Source organism: Mesorhizobium sp. M1348, assembly GCF_040317925.1.
GTDB lineage: Bacteria > Pseudomonadota > Alphaproteobacteria > Rhizobiales > Rhizobiaceae > Mesorhizobium.
This window is the reverse complement of the sequence record NZ_JAMYLH010000040.1, coordinates 26,322-45,680: the sequence shown is the minus strand read 5'-3', so window position 1 is coordinate 45,680 and position 19,359 is coordinate 26,322. Positions and strand designations below refer to the sequence as shown.

The window sequence follows — 19,359 nt, the reverse complement described above, 5'->3', positions numbered from 1 at the left end:
AGCCGTTCTGCATCGGCTTGCCCGGCGCGATGAAGTGCCATTCCACCTGATGATCCTTCGACCAGGCGAGGATCGCGTTCGAGGTGAACTCGGTGCCGTGGTCAGAGACGATCATGCCCGGCTTGCCGCGCCGGGCGATCAGTTCCGTCAGTTCACGCGCCACCCGGCGGCCGGAGATCGAGGTGTCCGGGATCGCAGCCATTCGCGCGTTCACGTCGTCGACGATGTTGAGGACGCGGAAGCGCCGGCCGCAGCCGAACTGGTCATGGACGAAATCCAGCGACCAGCGCGCGTTCGGCTTCCCCTGGACCAGGATCGGAGCCCGCGTTCCTACCGCTCGGCGCCTGGAGCGTCGCTTGCGCACGGCCAGTCCTTCTTCGCGGCACAGCCGGTAGATGCGGTTGATACCCGATGCCTCGCCCTCGTGCCTGAGCAGAATGAACAGCCGCCGATAGCCGAAGCGCCGGCGCTCGTTGGCCAGGTCGCGTAGCCGGCCGCGCAGTGCCGCCGACAAGAACGATACCGGATCATCTTGCGATCAGCGCCCACAAAGGAACAGGCCCGCCGCTCCGACAGGCCCATCGTGGCCTGCAGATGCGCGACGGCTTCGCGCTTGGCGGCGGGCCCCACCATTTTTTTGAAAGAAGCTCGCAGTGCCGACGCTTCCAGCATCTGGTCGGCGAGCAGCTTCTTCAGCTTCGCGTTCTCGTCTTCCAAGGCTTTCAGCCGTTTGGCATCGGAGACGTCCATCCCGCCATACTTCGCCTTCCAGTTATACAGCGTCGCCTCGGAGATCCCATGCTTGCGCGCCAGGTCGCCCACCTTCGCCCCCGCTTCGTGCTCACGCAGAACCGCGATGATCTGCTCTTCCGTAAACCGCTTTCTCTTCATCAGTCCGTCCTTCAATCGAGGCCGGACTCTAATCTCAGATGGAGGAAAAACTCAGTGGCAGGTCATGCCCCATCAACCATCGTCATGACTCCCAATTTCGAGTTCGTGGGACTCGATGTCGATTTGCTGTCAGGCCGCTTGCCCACAGTAGCAAAAGAACGCCTCGTCAATAAAAAAGGCGTACAAAGCGCAGTCGATGAAATGTCCATTGGTCTAAGGAGGATTCATTTCGTCGACGTAGCCAGTTCGTGACCTCGAGACCGGTTAACCGGGTGCCGAAGGAGCGTCAGCATAGCGGCGCCACAGGCGAGACGCGGGACCGCCACCCCCGGCGAGAGGTGCCGTACCGCGACTGATCTGCAGTCGCGTGCCATAGATGGTGGGTTGCGGATTCCGATCTCCGGCGGATGAAGGCCTAACGCCGATCGATTTCAGAGCTGCCGCCGCAGGCCCGTTTTCCGATTTCTACGCCGAAGCGCGCCGCCGCACTATGCCAGAGCCAAACCGCTTTTCTCACCTGCTCCTGCTGCCATTATCTCCTCTGTGTCATCACCGAGCCGAAAACGGAGATGGGAACCGCGGATGAATTGTGCTCTGCCACGGGTCAGCACGGTTCCTGAATCTGTGACGTTAGAGCGAATTGACCGCGCTCTGGATACACTGGCGCTTGCTATTCACAAGGCTGGCAAAAAAGGACAAGCGTATCTCCCAATTTACGAGCGTCTTGAAAGCGAAAGGAAGAAACTGATGGCAGAGACGGGCGCAATGCTGCGCGTCCAGGAACGGCTCAAACGATCTCGGGATCGAAAGGCAAAGCAATTTTTTTGAGCTCGTCGCGTCGCCATTGCAGTGATCCGCCCGAACCATACTCCACCCGCTCGATCGTATGGCCCATCAAGATTTTGCGAAGCTCACTGTCGAGGCCTGCCTCTTTCATACGATCCTCGAAACTGTGCCGGAGCGAGTAAATCTTGTGCTTCGGAGTCGGGAACAGTTTGTGGGTTTTGAAATACTTATTTAGGTTTGCTGAAAGTGCCTCTTCACGATTACGGTAGCGCGGAAATCCCTGTGGACTTTTCTTAAAAACTTCCAAGGCGACGCCTACCAGCGGCACATCTCGCACGGACCATTCGGTCTTGATTTCGCGCGGATCATCGACGTCCTCCCTTGGGGTTATGCGAATGTAGGGAACCGGTGTGTCAAGGAAGATCACGGTCTCGTCGAGATTGCATATCTCGCTTGGCCGTGCGCCTGTCTCGATCAGCGCCAGAACGCATCGGCGCGCTTGAGCATCCAGGGATGCTAAAGCGCCTGGCCTCATGATCTGATCGGATATCCATTTGGGTTCGAATGACGGGCGTTTACGACGGCGCTTGCCACGCTCCGAAAATCGGAGGTCATCAAATGGGGTGCCTTTTTGTTCGTCGCCCAGATGAGCGAAATAGCGCCTGTAGAGGTCGCGCATGTTGCCGAGATCTCGATTGCCGGCCGACGCGGAATGTGTTGCGGGTCCGACGTCGGGCGACGGCGCAACACGCTTGAGCCAAAATCGGTAGAAGGCCAGTCCATCCTCGCGCGTGATTTCACCGATGGGCTTGTCGCCGACCAGGGCGATAAAATTGCTGACGGCCCTCTGCTTTACTTTCCTCCACATTCTGCGCTGCGAATGACTCTTACCCACAACTTCATGGGCCATGATCTCGTCGGCGTAGAGATCAAAAGCCTCTGAGATTTTGACCGGCGGCACTTGCACGCCGCCGAGGAGAGCGTCGGCCACGGCGGGGGCCGCTTGGACGCGCTCCAGCGCCTCGACACGCTTCAAGATCGCATCGACATTGTGAAAGCCTGCCACTTGTCCGTTTGAAAGGTAAGAGACGCCCATGGCTTCAGCTCGGTGAACGGCGTCACGATACTGATCAAGTGCTGATCTTGTCTCGCCGCCGCAAAGAAGCACGGCCCACAGGGTCTTGTCCGCGTCTTCAAGCCTGTCGCGCATTGCACGTGCCAGGCGGCGCTCGTCCGTTCCCAAAGACTTGCGAATGAAGGTGCCTCGATCGTCGATGCCGGCCAGCTTGGCAGGCACTCGCCGATGGTAATAGAAAATTCCGTCGCGCTGGATGAGGTAGCGATCCGGGTCCCTGGCGGGCTCTGGGAAGGCCTCTTTTCGCATGGGCCAATCTCGCGATGTATCTCAGTTTGTATCGCAGACTGTATCGCATTACGGCAAGAATTCCAAGATCCCCCGAGAGAGGGGGATCTGTCGATCTGACATTTCAATGATTTAGGAGCGTCAGTTCACTAATTTAATGGTGCGGTCGAGAAGACTCGAACTTCCACGGGTTGCCCCACAGCGACCTCAACGCTGCGCGTCTACCAATTCCGCCACGACCGCACGTGGTAGGAGCCGGAACCAACCGGCCCGCGGCGTGTAGCAAATCGTTTCCAGTGAAACAAGTGCGCGGCCAGCAATAATCGGCCGGACATCGGCATAACTCTTCAAGGGGCCGAGCGTGCCCGGAACTGGACGTTTGTACCGATTGCCGCCATATGGGTGGCGAGACGAGATATCATGACAGAACGCAGCCAGATCGCCACGTCGTTCCTGCCCTTGCCCGGCTCGGCGCCGGTCGAATGGCGCATCGAGCCCGGACTCACCGCCTATCCCGATGCGCTCGCCGTGATGGAGGCGCGCGCCGAGGCAATCCGCAGCGGCGCCGCCGGCGAGATGGTCTGGCTGGTCGAGCACCCGCCGCTCTACACCGCCGGCACCAGCGCCCGCATCGAGGACCTGATCGAGCCGGACCGTTTCCCGGTCTTTGCCGCCGGGCGCGGCGGCGAATACACCTATCATGGGCCTGGCCAGCGCGTCGCCTATGTGATGCTCGACCTGAAGCGGCGGCGCGAGGATGTCCGCGCTTTCGTCGCGGCACTCGAACAATGGATCATCGGCACGCTGGCTGCCTTCAATGTGCGCGGCGAACGCCGCGAGGACCGCGTCGGCGTCTGGGTGGTGCGGCCGGACCGCCCCGCTTTGCCCGACGGCTCGGCGGCCGAGGACAAGATCGCCGCCATCGGTATCAGGCTGAGGCGCTGGGTGAGCTTTCACGGCATCGCCATCAATGTCGAGCCGGACCTCAGCCATTTCAGCGGCATCGTGCCGTGCGGCGTCCAGGATCACGGCGTCACCAGCCTCGTCGATCTCGGCCTTCCCGTGACCATGGCCGACCTCGACCTGGCGCTGAAATCCGCTTTCGAGGACGTGTTCGGGCCTGCCGCGGTGTCGCCTGTCGAAGTGTCCCGCAGGGCCGGCTGAAACACTCGTCGAACGCCTGCGCCAAGGTGCGAAGGCGGCCCTCGCTCATCAGCGTCGAGCCACTTTTTCGGCGGCCCCTCACATCGCGCCGATCCAGATTGCCATGGAAATGAGGAACGTGCTCATGCACACCAGCGAGACGACATCCTGAACAAGATCGGTCATAACTCTCTCCTGTTGTTAGTATGTTCGTATTTTGTTCTAATTTTGTTCGAATGTCAACGACCGCGGTCCGGCATCACCGAAATCGCCCGCGGTCAATTTCGGCAGGGTTAAGAAAGGGTTGAGAGGGAGATTGCCGATCCGTTCGGGCCGAACGCGCGCACGGAATATAGCGGGAGGGCTTCTGCCAGATCACAGGCCGGCATCACCTGAATATCGACACACCCTAAAGCGGCACGACCTTGCCGTCGGCCAGCGTCACGCGGCGGTCCATGCGCGAGGCGAGCTCGTGATTGTGGGTGGCGATGAGCGCCGCCAGGCCCGATTGCCGGACCAGCGCTGCCAGCGCCTCGAACACATAGGAAGCGGTCACCGGGTCGAGATTGCCGGTCGGCTCGTCGGCCAAAAGCACCAGCGGCGCATTGGCGACGGCACGCGCAATGGCGACGCGCTGCTGCTCGCCGCCGGAGAGCTCGGAAGGGCGATGCTGCGCCCGCTTGCCGATCTGCATATAGTCGAGCAATTGCGCCGCTCGCTCGGCCGCCTCCTTGCGCGGCAGCCCTTTTATCAGCTGCGGCATCATGATGTTTTCCAACGCCGAGAATTCCGGCAGCAAATGATGGAACTGATAGACGAAGCCGACGTCGTTGCGGCGGATCGCCGTGCGCTCGTCGTCGGAAAGCCGGCCGCAGGCGCGCCCCGCCAGGATCACGTCGCCGGCGTCCGGCCGCTCCAGCAGCCCGGCCGTATGGAGCAGCGTCGACTTGCCGGTGCCCGACGGCGCCACCAGCGCCACCATCTCACCACGCTTCAGCGAAAAATCGGCGCCGTTCAGGATGGTCAGCTTGCGCGGCCCCTGCACATAGTGCCGCTCGACGCTCTTCAGCTCGATAATGGCCTCGGCCATCATTCGTACCTCAGCGCTTCGACCGGATCGAGCCTGGCCGCGCGCCACGCCGGAAACAGGGTCGCCAGGAACGATAGCGCCAGCGCCATGAGAACGACCGAGATCGTCTCGCTGACATCCATCCGGGCCGGCAGCTGGCTGAGGAAATAAAGCTCGGGATTGAACAAACGCTCGTTGGCCAGCCAGGAGAAGAACTGGCGGATGCGCTCGACGTTGAGGCAGATCAGGACGCCGAGCAGCACGCCGGCGATGGTGCCGACAACGCCGATCGCAGCGCCCGTCATCAGGAAAATGCGCAGGATCGCGCTGCGCGTCGCGCCCATGGTGCGCAGGATGGCGATGTCGTGGCCCTTGTCCTTGACCAGCATGATCAGCCCCGAAATGATGTTGAGGGCCGCCACCAGCACGATCAGCGTCAGGATCATGAACATGACGTTGCGCTCGACCTGCAGCGCGTCGAAGAACGTCTTGTTGCGTTGCCGCCAATCGACAAGGCTGATCGGCCGCTGCGCCGCCTCTTCGACCTTCGGCTTCAGCGCGTCGATATTGTCGGGATTGTCGGTGTAGATCTCGATCGTCTGGGCCCGGCCGTCCATGTTGAAATAAAGCTGCGCTTCCGAAAACGGCATGTAGACGATGGAGCTGTCATATTCCGACATGCCGACTTCGAAGATCGCGGTGACCGGATAGCCTTTCATGCGCGGCGTCGTGCCGAGCGGCGTGACGTCGCCCTCGGGCGAGATCAGCGTGATCGTATCGCCAAGCACAAGGCCGAGATTCTCGGCCATGCGGCTGCCGATGGCGACGCCTTCGCCGGTGTCGAAGCCGACGATCGAGCCCTCCTTGATGTTGTTGGCGACGATGGTGATCTTGCCGAGATCTTCACCGCGTATGCCGCGCACCAGCGCGCCGGTGCCGCCACCGACATTGCCTTGCGCCAGCACCTGCCCGTCGATCAGCGGAATGGCATATTTGACGCCGGGCACGCCGTTGATGCGGCCGGCGACCTGGGCATAGTCCTCCAGCGACATGTCGAGCGGCTGCACGATCAGGTGCCCGTTGACGCCGAGGATGCGCGTCAGCAGTTCGGCGCGAAAGCCGTTCATGACCGCCATCACGACGATCAGCGTAGCAACGCCCAGCATGATGCCGAGGAAGGAGATCGAGGCGATGACCGAGATCACCGTCTCCTTGCGGCGCGAGCGCAGATAGCGCCACGCCACCATGCGCTCGAAGCCGGAAAAGGGTCCTGCCGCCGAAGGTTTGGCTGCTGCCGCTTCGTTCATGCGGCGGCACCGAAACGCTTTTTCACGTCGCCGATCGGCAGCGTCTCGCGCTCGCCGGTCCTGCGGTTCTTGATCTCGACCTCACCGGCGGCTACACCGCGCGGCCCGACGATCACCTGCCAGGGAAGTCCGATCAGGTCAGCGGTGGCGAACTTGCCGCCGGGCCGCTGGTCGGTGTCGTCGTAGAGCACCTCCTTGCCGGCGGCGGCAAAGGCGGCATTCAGCTCGCCGCAGACGCGGTCGCATTCGGCATCGCCAGCCTTCATATTGATCAGGCCGACATCGAACGGTGCCACCGCTTCCGGCCAGATGATGCCGTTATCGTCATGGCTTGCCTCGATGATCGCCGCGACCAGCCGCGACGGGCCGATGCCGTAGGAACCGCCAGAGACGAAATGATCCTTGCCGTCGGGCCCGGTCACCTTGGCGCCCATCGGCTTGGAATATTTATCGCCGAAATGGAAGATATGCCCAACCTCGATGCCGCGCGCCGAAACCCGGTCGCCGGTCGGCACCTTCTCCCATGCCTCTTCGTCATGCATTTCGTCGGTGGCGGCATAGGCCGTCGTCCATGTCTTGACGATCTCGGCGATCTCGGCGTCATTCGAAAAGTCGGTATTCGCCCCCGGTACATCAAGCGAGAGATAGTCGCGATGGCAAAACACCTGGCTCTCGCCGGTGTCGGCCAGGATGATGAACTCATGGCTGAGGTCGCCGCCGATCGGCCCGGTGTCGGCGCGCATCGGGATAGCCTGCAGCCCCATGCGCGTGAACGTCCTGAGATAGGACACGAACATGCGGTTATAAGCGGCCTTGGCGCCTTCATAATCGAGGTCGAAGGAATAGGCGTCCTTCATCAGGAACTCGCGCGAACGCATGACGCCGAAGCGCGGGCGCACCTCGTCGCGAAACTTCCACTGGATGTGATAGAGGTTGAGCGGCAGGTCCTTGTAGGACTTGACGTAGGAGCGGAAGATCTCGGTGACCATCTCCTCGTTGGTCGGCCCATAGAGCATATCGCGGTCTTGCCGGTCCTTGATGCGCAGCATCTCCTTGCCGTAGTCTTCATAGCGGCCGCTTTCGCGCCACAGCTCGGCCGATTGGATGGTCGGCATCAGGATTTCGAGCGCGCCGGCGCGATTCTGCTCCTCGCGAATGATCCGGCAGACCTTGTCCAGCACCCGCTTGCCGAGCGGCAGCCAGGAAAAGCTGCCCTGCCCCTGCTGGCGGATCATGCCGGCGCGCAGCATCAGCCGATGGGAGACGATCTCGGCCTCGCGCGGATTTTCTTTGAGGATGGGCAGGAAATAGCGCGACAAACGCATGAACTGGTCCGTGAGAGAGGATGGCGGCGCCGGAATCGGCGCAGCGCAGGCTTGCTTGCCCCGGCTTCATAGCCATTTCATGGCGGAATGGAAACCCGGCCCAGGCGCTGCACGGCGTCGCGATCGCCGCATGCGGCCGGCTGGTCGTTTCGCAAGCAACGCCTGCCGCACTATTGTGCACTGCAGCACGAGATTGCTTGTTTCCGGGCAAAATTCTTCGTGACATTTTCACCTGGCTTAGGCTAGTGTGCCCCCATAACCGAGAGGGTAGAGAAAAATCTGCCCTCCTACGCGGTCAAAGTCTTGGGAGGATGCGATCTAGGCGCGGTAACTCGCTGCCGCCGGACACCGGAAACAGATCGGACGCGTTTAAATTGCAAGGCCTCGCGCCTTGCATTTTTTTTGTGCAATCATTTGGTTAGCACGACAGATTACCAAACTACATGACGTTGCGTCAGCCCAAACCCGCCCCGGCCTTTACTTTGGGTTGACCTTGCTGGCTCAGCTTGATTTCAGGGCGTCGGCATAGGCCTTGGATAGCCGGACACAGTAGGTAGCCGGCTAATGCGCTGGGCTCTGGTTGAAATCCGGCACGATGTGCGGGATGTCGTCGATGCCGAGGCCAAGCCCTCTCGTGATGCCGTAGAAGATACCCATGAGGACCAGCGTGGCGATCGTCGTGCGCAGCGCCGCGCGCAGCATGTGCGGCCCGCGCGGTGCGCTCGGAACCGTGCCAAGCGTCACGTCCTGGTCCTCGTCCTGCGTCCGCATGCTGAACGGCAGGACGGCGAACAACACCACCCACCAGGTGGCGAAGAACAGGGCGACAAACGAAACCCAGCTCATGCTTGCTCCAGTTCGACCAGCGTGCCGAAGAAATCCTTGGGGTGCAGAAACAATACCGGCTTGCCATGTGCGCCGGTCTTCGGATTGCCGTCGCCCAGCAAACGCGCGCCGCTGGCCTTGAGACGGTCGCGCGCCGCAACGATGTCGTCCACCTCATAGCAGACATGGTGCATGCCGCCGGACGGATTCTTCTCGAGGAATCCCGCGATCGGCGAGCCTTCGCCGAGCGGCTCCAGCAACTCGATCCTGGTGTTTCCGACATCGACGAACACCACCGTAACGCCATGCTCCGGCAGCGCTTGCGGCGCAGTCACGCGGGCGCCAAGCGTATCGCGATAGACCGCCGCAGCCGCAGCCAGATCCGGCACGGCAAGCGCGACATGGTTGAGGCGTCCGAGCATAGGGTGCTCCCGGTTAGGGGAGTAGGGGAATAGGGCAGTACGGGAGTAGGGAAAACAAGTTTGGAGAGTGCAAACTATCTGTTCTTCCCTACTCCCCTACTGCCATACTCCCCTACTCCCTCATCTTGTGACGAACACCGTCACCAGCGGCTTCTTGCCCCAGGCTTCGTTGGCCGCGCCACGCACCGCGCGCCGCACCGCCTCCTGGACCAGGTCGAGGTCTTTTCGGCGCTGGCGGGGGATGGAGTCCACGGCGCCGATTGCCGCATCGATCATCAGGTCTTCCAGGCTCTCGCCGCCGCCGTCGGCCTCGGCGACGCCGATGGCGACGAGATCCGGATCGCCGGCAAGCTCGTATTTGTCGTCGAGCACGACATTGACGGCGACATGGCCGGCAAAGGACAGCTTGCGGCGGTCGCGAATGCCCATAGCCTGGTCGGTGCCGATTAGCCTTCCGTCCTTGTAGATGCGGCCGAACGGCACCTGGTCGATGATGGCGGCGGCACCCGGATACAGCCTGAGCATGTCGCCGTCGCGCACCTGCGCCACCTGGCCGATGCCGGACGTCGACATCAGCGAGCCCTGCGCCACCAGATGCGCCGCTTCGCCATGCACGGGAACGCCGATCTGCGGCCGCACCCATTCATACATCTTGCGCAATTCGCTGCGGCGTGGATGGCCGGAGACATGCACCAGCGCATCGCCGTCCTCGATGATCTTGATGCCGAGATCGATCAGGCGGTTCTTGATTTCGAGGATCGCCTTCTCGTTGCCGGGAATGGTGCGCGAGGAAAACACCACCGTGTCGCCGGCCGTCAGCGCCACCGACTTCATCTCGTCGCGCGACAGCTTGGCAAGTGCGGCAAGCGGCTCGCCCTGGCTGCCGGTGCAGATGATGACGAGGTTTTCGCGCGGAATGAAGCCGTAATCCTCCTCGGCGATGAACTCCGGCAACCCGTCCATATAGCCGAGTTCATCAGCCACATCGATGACGCGCTTCATCGAACGGCCAAGCACCAGGCACTGGCGGCCGGCATCCCGCGCTGCCCTGGCGATGGAGACGATGCGCCCGACATTGGAGGAGAAGCTGGTGACAGCGACACGGCCCTTGGCGTTCTGGATGACGCTCTTGAGACCCTCGCCCACCGCCACTTCGGACGGCGATTCTCCTTCCCGCATCGCATTGGTGGAATCGCAGATCAGCGCCAGCACGCCCTTGTCGCCATAGGCGCGGAAGCGCGCCTCGTCGGTCATCGGCCCGACCGTCGGCGCCGGATCGATCTTCCAATCGCCGGTATGGATGACGACGCCGGCCGGCGTGGTGATCGCCAGCGACATCGGTTCGGGAATGGAGTGCGCGACGGGGATGGCCTCGATCTCGAACGGACCGACGGTAAATTTCTCGCCGGCCCGGTAGATCGTCACCGGGATCTTCGGCGCCCCTTGCTCGCCCTGCCGCTTGGCTTCCAGCAGGCCGGCGCTGAACGGCGTCATCCAGACCGGCGCCTTGAGCTTCGGCCAGATATCGTGCAGCGCCCCGTAATGGTCCTCATGCGCATGGGTGATGACGATGCCGCGCAGATTGGCGACATTCTCCTCGATGAAGCGGGTGTCGGGCAGTACCAGATCGACGCCGGGCAGGGTTGCATCGGGAAAAGTAACGCCGACATCGACGATGATCCATTCGCGCGCATTGGCCGGCCCATAGCCGTAGAGGGCGAAGTTCATGCCGATCTCGCCGACACCGCCGAGCGGCACGAAGACAAGTTCGGCGTTTTCCGCTATCGCCATGGTCTTTCCTTCCTTGCCGGTCAAAATTGTGGGCCGGTCAAATTCAAGCTGGTCAAATGCTGGCCAGTCAAACGTATTGGCCGGTCAAACGCCGGCCGAGGCAACCGCGCCGAAATGCACGTCGCCGGCAGCGATCGTCAGAACCGAACCTTGATCGTCGCGGATCACGAAACGGCAGTCCTCGTCAATGGTCTCGAAGGTGCCGCGCACCACATTACCGTCAATTCTGACAGCAACCTGCCCGCCAAGCCCCGCCGCACGCGCCAGCCAGCGCCGCCTGACGGCGGCAAGCCCACGCCCTTCGTTCCACAGCCGCGCATTCTCGCTCCAGGCATCCGACAGCGCCAGGAACAGCGTCTCGGCGTCGCAAGCAGATCCCAGCGCGTTGAGCGACGTCGCTGGATAGGGCAAATCCCTGGGATAAGCCACCACATTGACGCCGATGCCGACAGCCACCGCCGAACGGTCGCCATCCAGCATCGCCGATTCCAGCAGGATGCCGGCGAGCTTGGCGCCCGAGGCAAGCACATCGTTCGGCCATTTCAGTTCGAAACGGTTCTTGCCTTGGCTCGCACCATCGAGGCCGATCGCGATCCTGCCCTTCGGCACGACGGCGTCGAGCGCGTCGGCCAGCGCCAGTCCGGCAACGAAGCCGAGCGTCGCGGCAAGTCGAAGCTCGGTGTTGGTGATCACCAGCAGCGTCGCGGCCAGATTGCCCTCGGGCGTCGCCCAGGCGCGGCCACGGCGGCCACGCCCAGCTTCCTGTTTTTTTGAAACGACCCACAATTTGCCGGGATCGCCTGCCCGCGCGTGCTCCAGCGCCAGCGCATTGGTTGAGCCGACCGTATCGTGCGCCTCGAGCCGGAACCCTTCCGAAGCCGCGGTTGGAGCCAGCCTGAACGTCATTCCGCTAAAAGAAGGTCTTGGCCGCGGCTGCCGCGTAGGTTCCGATCGGGCCGCCAATCAGCACGTAGAACAGCACGAAGGCGCCACAGACACCGAGCACGACGCGCAGTTCGGTCGCCATCGGCACGAAGCCGCCGACCGGTTCGTCGAACCACATGATCTTGATGATGCGCAGATAATAGTAGGCGCCCACCACAGAGGCCAGCACGCCGATGATCGCCAGCGCGTAGAGATTGGCGTTGATGGCGGCGAGGAACACGTACCATTTCCCCCAGAAGCCGGCGAGCGGCGGGATACCGGCCAGCGAGAACATCAGGATGGTGAGGATCGTCGCCATGATCGGATTGGTCGCCGACAGGCCGGCGAGATCGCTGATCTGCTCGACATTGCCCTCCTTGCGCCGCATGGCGAGGATGAAGGCGAAGGTGCCGAGCGTCATCACCAGATAGATCAGCATGTAGATGGCGACGCCGCGCACGCCGTCCTGGCTGTTGGCGGCAAGGCCGACCAGCGCATAACCCATATGGCCGATGGAGGAATAGGCCATCAGCCGCTTGATGTTGGTCTGACCGATGGCCGCGAAGGCGCCGAGCGCCATCGAGGCGATCGAAATGAAGACGATGATCTGCTGCCAGTCGGCGGCGATCGGCTTGAAGGCGCCCATGGTGACGCGCACCATCAGCGCCATCGCCGCCATTTTGGGTGCCGCCGCCAGAAAAGCCGTCACCGGCGTCGGCGCGCCTTCATAGACGTCGGGCGTCCACATATGGAACGGCACCGCCGAGATCTTGAAGGCAAGGCCGGCCAGCACGAAGACCAGGCCGAAGACGAGGCCAAGCTGGCGCTCGCCGCCGCTCAGCGCCGCGGCGATCTCCTGGAAGCCGGTATTGCCGGTGTAGCCGTAGACCAGCGAGATGCCGTAAAGCAGCATGCCCGACGACAGCGCGCCAAGAACGAAATACTTCAGCCCGGCCTCGGTCGAGCGCAGATTGTCGCGGTTGATCGCCGCCAGCACGTAGATCGCCAGCGACTGCAGCTCGAGGCCGAGATAGAGCCCGATCATGCCGTTGGCCGAGATCATCAGCATCATGCCGAGCGTGCAGAGCAGGATCAGCACCGGATATTCGAACTTGTCGAAATGCTCCGCCTGGGCAAAGCGGACCGACATGACCAGCGTCACCGCCGAGCCGATCAGCGCCAGCATCTTCATGAAGCGGGCGAACGGATCCTGGATGAAGGCCTCGCCGTAGGCGTTGCCCTGCCCCGGCGAAAAGATCAGCCAGGCGCCGGCGATCACCAGCACGGCGACAGCAAGGCCGCTCACCGTGACGGTGGTGTTGGCGCGAGAATAGGCGCCGAGCATCAACAGCGCCAAGGCGCCGATGGCGAGGATCAGCTCTGGCGTCGAGAGCGACAGGCTGGAGAGAAGGTCCGGCGTCATGGTTCGCAAAACCCCAGTCAGTTCGCCGCCGCGGTCTGCGCGGCGCCGATGGATGCAGTGACATTGGTGACGAGCGCCTTGACCGATTCGGCCGTCGCGTCGAAGATCGGCGCCGGATAGACGCCGAAGAAGATGACCAGCGCAACCAGCGGATAGATGATCACCTTCTCGCGCGTCGACAGGTCGAGCAGGCCTTTCAGGCTTTCCTTGGTCAGCGCGCCGAAGATCACCTTGCGGTAGAGCCAGAGCGCATAGGCCGCCGAGAGGACGACGCCGGTGGCGGCGAAGAACGCCACCCAGGTGTTGACCCGGAACACGCCGAGCATGGTCAGGAACTCGCCGACGAAGCCGCTGGTGCCGGGCAGGCCGACATTGGCCATGGTGAAGATCATGAACACCGTTGCATATTTCGGCATGTTGTTGACCAATCCGCCATACGCGTCGATGTCACGCGTGTGCATGCGATCGTAGACGACGCCGACGCAGAGGAACAGCGCGCCGGAGACCAGGCCGTGCGACAGCATCTGGAAGATCGAACCCTGGACGCCTTCCTGGTTCATCGCGAAGATGCCCATGGTAACGAAGCCCATGTGAGCGACCGACGAATAGGCGATCAGCTTCTTCATGTCCTCCTGCATCAGCGCCACCAGCGAGGTGTAGATGATGGCGACGACGGAGAGCGTGAAGATCAGCGGCGCGAACATTTCGGATGCGATCGGAAACATCGGCAGCGAAAAACGCAGGAAGCCGTACCCGCCCATCTTGAGCAGGATGGCGGCCAGGATCACCGAGCCGGCCGTCGGTGCCTCGACATGCGCGTCCGGCAGCCAGGTATGCACCGGCCACATCGGCATCTTCACCGCAAAGGACGCGAAGAAGGCGAGCCATAGCCAGGTCTGCATATTGGCCGGGAAATTATGCGTCAGCAGCGTCGGGATATCGGTGGTGCCGGACTGGAAGAACATCGCCATGATGGCGAGCAGCATCAGCACCGAGCCGGCCAGCGTATAGAGGAAGAACTTGAACGAGGCATAGACGCGCCGCTTGCCGCCCCAAACGCCGATGATGATGAACATCGGGATCAGGCCGGCTTCGAAGAAGACGTAGAACAAGACGATGTCGAGCGCGCAGAACACGCCGATCATCAGCGTCTCGAGCAGCAGGAAAGCGATCATATAGGCCTTGACGCGCTTCTCGATCGATTCCCACGAGGCGAGAATGCAGAGCGGCATCAGGAAGGTGGTCAGGATGACGAACAGCATGGAGATGCCGTCTACGCCCATATGGTAGGAGATGCCGGAATCCAGCCAGGCAAACTTCTCGACGAACTGGAAGCCAGGCTGCGAATTGTCGAAGCCGGTCCAGATAAACAACGAAATCACAAACGTGAACGCAGTCGTGAACAGCGCGATGGCGCGGATGTTGCGGCGCGCGTTCTCGCTGTCGTCGCGCACGAAAAGGATGAGCAGCACACCAACCAGCGGCAGGAAGGTGACCAGCGATAGGATCGGCCAGGCGGTCATCAGAGCATCATCCAGGTGACGAGTGCGGCAACGCCGATCAGCATGGCGAAGGCATAGTGGTAGAGATAGCCGGTCTGCAGCTTGACGACCCGGTTGGTGACATCGACGACGCGCGCCGAAATGCCGTCCGGCCCGAGCCCGTCGATGACGGTGCCGTCGCCGGTCTTCCACAGGAAGCTGCCGAGGCGCTTTGCCGGCCGCACGAACAGGAAGTCGTAGAGCTCGTCGAAATACCATTTGTTGAGCAGGAAGGCGTAGAGCAGGCGATGGTTGGCGGCGACGCTCCGAGGCATTTCCGGCGCGCGAATGTAGAACTGCCAGGCAATCGCAAAGCCGATCAGCATGGCGATGAACGGTGACAGCTCGACCCACAACGGCACTTCGTGGATTTCGTGCAGGATGTTGTTGTCCGGCAGCGTGAACAGCGACGCCTTCCAGAATTCGGCATAGCCCTCGCCGATGAAGGCGCCGTGGAAGATCACGCCGGCAAACAGCGCGCCCGCCGCCAGGATGAACAGCGGCACCAGCATGACCGGCGGCGATTCATGGACATGGTGCATGACCTCGTGGCTGGCCCGCGGCTCGCCGTGGAAGGTCATGAAGATCAGCCGCCAGGAGTAGAAGGAGGTGAAGCAGGCGGCAACGACCAGCAATATGAAGGCAAACGCGGCGACCGCATTGTGGCCGGCGAAGGCCGCTTCGATGATGGCGTCCTTGGAAAAGAAGCCAGCCGTGCCGATGATTGTTACCGGGATGCCGACACCGGTCAGCGCCAGCGTGCCGATCACCATCATCCAGTAAGTCGTCGGGATGAGCGTCCTGAGGCCGCCCATCTTGCGCATGTCCTGCTCGTCGGAAACGGCGTGGATGACCGAGCCCGAGCCGAGGAACAGCAGCGCCTTGAAGAAGGCGTGGGTGAACAGATGGAAAATCGCCGCGCCATAGGCGCCGACGCCGAGCGCCACGAACATGTAGCCGAGCTGCGAACAGGTCGAATAGGCGATGACGCGCTTGATGTCGTTCTGGACGAGACCGACTGTCGCCGCGAAGAAGGCGGTGAAGGCGCCGATGAAGGTGACCACCGTCAGAGCCGATTGCGACAGCTCGAACAGCGGCGACAGCCGCGCCAGCATGAACACGCCTGCCGTCACCATGGTCGCGGCATGGATCAGTGCCGAGACCGGCGTCGGGCCTTCCATGGCATCCGGCAGCCAGGTGTGCAGCGGCACCTGCGCCGACTTGCCCATGGCGCCCATGAACAGGAGCAGGCAGACGACCGTCATCGCAGCCTGCTTATCGAGTGCATAGCCGAGGAAGGTCAGCACGGCCGCACCTTGCGGCGCGCCTTCCGCCGGAATGAACGTCGCCGCATTGGCAAAGATGGTGCCGAGATTGACCGAGCCGAACAGCACGAACACGCCGAATATGCCGAGCGCAAAGCCGAAGTCGCCGACGCGATTGACGATGAACGCCTTGATCGCAGCCGCATTGGCCGACGGCTTCTTGTACCAGAAGCCGATCAGCAGATAGGAGGCAAGGCCGACGCCTTCCCAGCCGAAGAACATCTGCACCAGATTGTCGGCCGTCACCAGCATCAGCATGGCGAAGGTGAACAGCGACAGATAGGCGAAGAAGCGCGGCCGGTCCGGGTCGTGATGCATGTAGCCGATCGAGTAGATATGGACCAGCGCCGACACCGTATTGACGACGACCAGCATCACCACGGTCAGCGTATCGATCCGCAGCGCCCACGACGCTTCAAGGCCGCCAGACTGGATCCAGCGCATCACCGGCACGGTGAACACCTCGCCGCCGCCGAAGCCGACCGAGAAGAAGACGACCCACGACAGCACAGCCGCGATCACCAGGAAGCCGGAGGTGATGTATTCGGAAGCCTTGGCGCCGAGCGAGGTGCCGAACAGGCCGACGATCAGGAAGCCGAGCAGCGGAAGGAAGACGATGGCCTGATACATGGTGGTTCCGTCAACCCTTCATCATGTTCACGTCTTCGACCGCGATCGAGCCGCGGTTGCGGAAGAAGACGACGAGAATGGCAAGGCCGATCGCCGCTTCGGCCGCCGCGACCGTCAGCACGAACAGCGCGAACACCTGGCCGACCAGATCGCCGAGAGCCGCCGAGAAGGCGACGAAATTGATGTTGACCGCAAGCAGGATCAGCTCGATCGACATCAGGATGACGATGACGTTCCTGCGGTTCAGGAAGATGCCGAACACGCCGAGCGTGAACAGGACCGCCGATACGGTCAGGTAGTGCGCGATGCCGACGACCATCTCAGACTCCTTCGCCCGTCTTGACCTTGCGGATTTCCACTCCGGTTGCCGCCGTGCGGCCGACCTGGGCGGCGATCGACTGCCGCTTGACGCCCGGCTTGTGGCGCAGTGTCAGCACGATGGCGCCGATCATGGCGACCAGCAGCACCAGCCCCGCCACCTGGAAGTAATAGAGGTAATCCGTATAGAGGATGTCGCCGAGCGCTGCCGTATTGGAGCGCGCGGCCAGGTCCGGGATGGGTTTCGCGACCGTCGCCGCCAGTTTCGGCGCGAATGTATAGCCGCCGAGCACGACGATCAGCTCCGCCGCCAGGATCAGCCCGACCAGCGCGCCGATCGGTGCATATTGCAGGGCGCCTTCCTTCATTTCAGCGAAATCGACGTCGAGCATCATTACGACGAACAGGAACAGCACCATGACCGCGCCGACATAGACGACGAGCAGGATCATCGCCAGGAACTCGGCGCCGGTCAGCATGAACAGGCCGGCGGCGTTGAAGAAGGTCAGGATCAGGAACAGCACCGAATGCACGGGATTACGCGCCGAAACGACCATGAACGCCGATGCCACCGCGACAAAGGCGAAGAGGTAGAAAAAGGCCGCCTCTAGTCCACTCAGCATGGGTTCCCCCGGGTTTCCTGTCCGAACAGGACGTTCGTCCTGTTTTTTGCCACCGCCTCCGGTCGGCAAGTTGCGTGTTCCTTAAACGAGGCCCCTCGCCCCGTCCATGCGTCAAATATCAGCGGTAAGGCGCATCTAGCGAGATGTTGCGCGCCAGCTCACGCTCCCAGCGGTCGCCATTGGCCAGAAGCCTGTCCTTGTCGTAATAAAGCTCCTCGCGCGTCTCCGTCGCGAACTCGAAATTCGGCCCCTCGACGATGGCGTCGACCGGGCAGGCTTCCTGGCAGAAGCCGCAATAAATGCACTTCACCATATCGATGTCGTAGCGCACGGTGCGCCGTGTGCCGTCGTTGCGGCGTGGGCCGGCTTCGATGGTGATGGCCTGTGCCGGGCAGATCGCCTCGCACAATTTGCAGGCGATGCAGCGTTCCTCGCCGTTCGGATAACGGCGCAGCGCATGTTCGCCGCGGAAGCGCGGGCTGACCGGCCCCTTCTCATGCGGATAGTTGATCGTCTCCTTCGGCGCGAAGAACTGGCGCATCGACAGGAAGAAAGCGCTGACGAAATCCTGCAAAAGCAGTGACTTGGCGGCCTGGGATAATGCTGACATCAGGCAAACCCGGTGAGTTTGAGGAATGCGGCGGTGGCGACCACCATGAACAGCGAGATCGGCAGGAAGACCTTCCAGCCGAGCCGCATCAGCTGATCGTAGCGGTAGCGCGGCACGAACGCCTTCACCATCGAGAACATGAAGAACACCAGGCAGACCTTGAGCACGAACCAGATCAGCCCCGGCACCCAGGTGAACGGCGCAAAATTGAAGGGCGGCAGCCAGCCGCCAAGGAACAGGATGGTGGCCAGCGCGCACATCAGGACGACGGCGACATATTCGCCGAGGAAGAACAACAGGAACGGCGTCGACGAATATTCGACCATATGGCCGGCGACGAGTTCCGATTCGGCTTCCACGAGGTCGAAGGGCGGACGGTTGGTCTCGGCCAGCGCCGAGATGAAGAAGACGATGAACATCGGGAACAGCGACAGCCAATGCCAGTCGAGGAAGGTGTTGGGCAGGCCGAGCCGCGTGCCCAACCCATCCTGCTGCGACAAAACGATGTCGGACAGGTTGAGCGAGCCGACGCAAAGCAGCACGGTGACGATGACGAAGCCGATGGAGACTTCGTAGGACACCATCTGCGCCGCCGAGCGCAGCGCGCCGAGGAACGGGTATTTCGAATTGGACGCCCAACCGCCCATGATCACGCCATAGACCTCGAGCGAGGAGATGGCGAAGACATAGAGGATGCCGACATTGATGTTGGCGATTGCCCAGCCTTCATTGACCGGGATCACCGCCCAGGCAGAGATCGCAAGCACCGCCGACACCAAAGGCGCCAGCAGGAAAACGCCCTTGTTGGCGCCGGACGGGATCACCGGCTCCTTGAAGACGAATTTCAAAAGATCGGCGAAGGCCTGCAGCGTGCCCCACGGGCCGACGACGTTCGGTCCGCGGCGCAATTGCACCGCCGCCCAGATCTTGCGGTCGGCGTAAAGCACATAGGCGACGAATATCAACAGAACGACGATCAGCACGACCGACTTCAAAAGGATCAGCAGCGCCGGCAGCACGTAGAAGGAGAAGAAGGTGTCCAT

Annotated in this window: 17 protein-coding genes, 1 tRNA gene and 1 pseudogene; 2 read left to right on the top strand and 17 right to left on the bottom strand. The window is 62.1% G+C overall.

From position 1 onward, the window contains the following. Positions 1-891, bottom strand: a pseudogene (locus NKH13_RS32685) (IS3 family transposase); the annotation flags it as partial. Positions 892-945: 54 nt separating this feature from the next. On the opposite strand from NKH13_RS32685, the gene NKH13_RS32680 reads away from it, so the two are divergent. Beyond that, a complete protein-coding gene (locus NKH13_RS32680) occupies positions 946-1,143 on the top strand; it encodes a hypothetical protein (RefSeq protein ID WP_352916967.1) in 198 nt (65 codons plus the stop codon). Between the two features lie 535 nt (positions 1,144-1,678). Here the strand turns inward: NKH13_RS32680 and NKH13_RS32675 are convergent. Beyond that, entirely contained in the window at positions 1,679-3,061 is a 1,383-nt protein-coding gene (locus tag NKH13_RS32675; RefSeq protein WP_352916965.1) for a DUF6538 domain-containing protein, read from the bottom strand. Between the two features lie 137 nt (positions 3,062-3,198). Then, positions 3,199-3,283 (bottom strand) — tRNA-Leu (locus NKH13_RS32670). Between the two features lie 177 nt (positions 3,284-3,460). Here NKH13_RS32670 and lipB point away from each other — a divergent pair. Then, the gene (gene lipB, locus NKH13_RS32665; protein ID WP_352718907.1) at positions 3,461-4,204 is read left to right on the top strand and encodes a lipoyl(octanoyl) transferase LipB; all 744 of its coding nucleotides are present in this window, start codon (positions 3,461-3,463) and stop codon (positions 4,202-4,204) included. Positions 4,205-4,592: 388 nt separating this feature from the next. Here lipB and NKH13_RS32660 read toward each other — a convergent pair whose 3' ends face one another. From NKH13_RS32660 to nuoH, 14 genes are all read right to left on the bottom strand, one after another. Next, complete coding sequence (locus NKH13_RS32660; protein WP_254818120.1) at positions 4,593-5,276, bottom strand: ABC transporter ATP-binding protein; 684 nt, start codon at positions 5,274-5,276, stop codon at positions 4,593-4,595. Next, complete coding sequence (locus NKH13_RS32655) at positions 5,273-6,559, bottom strand: lipoprotein-releasing ABC transporter permease subunit (protein WP_352916963.1); 1,287 nt, start codon at positions 6,557-6,559, stop codon at positions 5,273-5,275. Before NKH13_RS32655 ends, NKH13_RS32660 begins: the two co-directional genes overlap by 4 nt. Continuing rightward, positions 6,556-7,884 (bottom strand): proline--tRNA ligase, encoded by a 1,329-nt coding sequence (proS, locus tag NKH13_RS32650; protein WP_352916961.1) that lies wholly within the window; start codon positions 7,882-7,884, stop codon positions 6,556-6,558. Before proS ends, NKH13_RS32655 begins: the two co-directional genes overlap by 4 nt. A gap of 561 nt (positions 7,885-8,445) precedes the next feature. Then, on the bottom strand, positions 8,446-8,730 hold the full coding sequence (locus tag NKH13_RS32645) for a DUF1467 family protein (protein ID WP_292663027.1): 285 nt from the start codon (positions 8,728-8,730) through the stop codon (positions 8,446-8,448). Next, the gene (mce, locus tag NKH13_RS32640; protein ID WP_352466858.1) at positions 8,727-9,131 is read right to left on the bottom strand and encodes a methylmalonyl-CoA epimerase; all 405 of its coding nucleotides are present in this window, start codon (positions 9,129-9,131) and stop codon (positions 8,727-8,729) included. Before mce ends, NKH13_RS32645 begins: the two co-directional genes overlap by 4 nt. A 120-nt stretch (positions 9,132-9,251) precedes the next feature. Beyond that, positions 9,252-10,922 carry a ribonuclease J gene (locus tag NKH13_RS32635; protein ID WP_352916959.1) on the bottom strand — a complete coding sequence of 557 codons (1,671 nt, stop codon included), beginning with the start codon at positions 10,920-10,922 and terminating at the stop codon, positions 9,252-9,254. An 84-nt stretch (positions 10,923-11,006) separates the two neighbouring features. Beyond that, the gene (locus NKH13_RS32630) at positions 11,007-11,828 is read right to left on the bottom strand and encodes a biotin--[acetyl-CoA-carboxylase] ligase (RefSeq protein ID WP_352718912.1); all 822 of its coding nucleotides are present in this window, start codon (positions 11,826-11,828) and stop codon (positions 11,007-11,009) included. 4 nt (positions 11,829-11,832) lie between these two features. After that, positions 11,833-13,269, bottom strand: coding sequence for an NADH-quinone oxidoreductase subunit NuoN (nuoN, locus tag NKH13_RS32625; RefSeq protein WP_352718914.1), 1,437 nt, complete (start codon positions 13,267-13,269; stop codon positions 11,833-11,835). 17 nt (positions 13,270-13,286) lie between these two features. Continuing rightward, a complete protein-coding gene (locus tag NKH13_RS32620) occupies positions 13,287-14,792 on the bottom strand; it encodes an NADH-quinone oxidoreductase subunit M (RefSeq protein WP_352470238.1) in 1,506 nt (501 codons plus the stop codon). Continuing rightward, a complete protein-coding gene (gene nuoL / locus NKH13_RS32615; protein WP_352916958.1) occupies positions 14,792-16,765 on the bottom strand; it encodes an NADH-quinone oxidoreductase subunit L in 1,974 nt (657 codons plus the stop codon). The genes NKH13_RS32620 and nuoL overlap by 1 nt, the downstream gene beginning before the upstream one ends. Positions 16,766-16,775: 10 nt before the next feature. Continuing rightward, positions 16,776-17,084 carry an NADH-quinone oxidoreductase subunit NuoK gene (gene nuoK, locus NKH13_RS32610; protein WP_352916957.1) on the bottom strand — a complete coding sequence of 103 codons (309 nt, stop codon included), beginning with the start codon at positions 17,082-17,084 and terminating at the stop codon, positions 16,776-16,778. A gap of 1 nt (position 17,085) precedes the next feature. Beyond that, the gene (locus NKH13_RS32605; RefSeq protein ID WP_352466864.1) at positions 17,086-17,706 is read right to left on the bottom strand and encodes an NADH-quinone oxidoreductase subunit J; all 621 of its coding nucleotides are present in this window, start codon (positions 17,704-17,706) and stop codon (positions 17,086-17,088) included. A 118-nt stretch (positions 17,707-17,824) separates the two neighbouring features. Beyond that, positions 17,825-18,316 carry an NADH-quinone oxidoreductase subunit NuoI gene (nuoI, locus tag NKH13_RS32600; RefSeq protein ID WP_023676622.1) on the bottom strand — a complete coding sequence of 164 codons (492 nt, stop codon included), beginning with the start codon at positions 18,314-18,316 and terminating at the stop codon, positions 17,825-17,827. Beyond that, complete coding sequence (nuoH, locus tag NKH13_RS32595) at positions 18,316-19,359, bottom strand: NADH-quinone oxidoreductase subunit NuoH (protein WP_352916955.1); 1,044 nt, start codon at positions 19,357-19,359, stop codon at positions 18,316-18,318. Before nuoH ends, nuoI begins: the two co-directional genes overlap by 1 nt.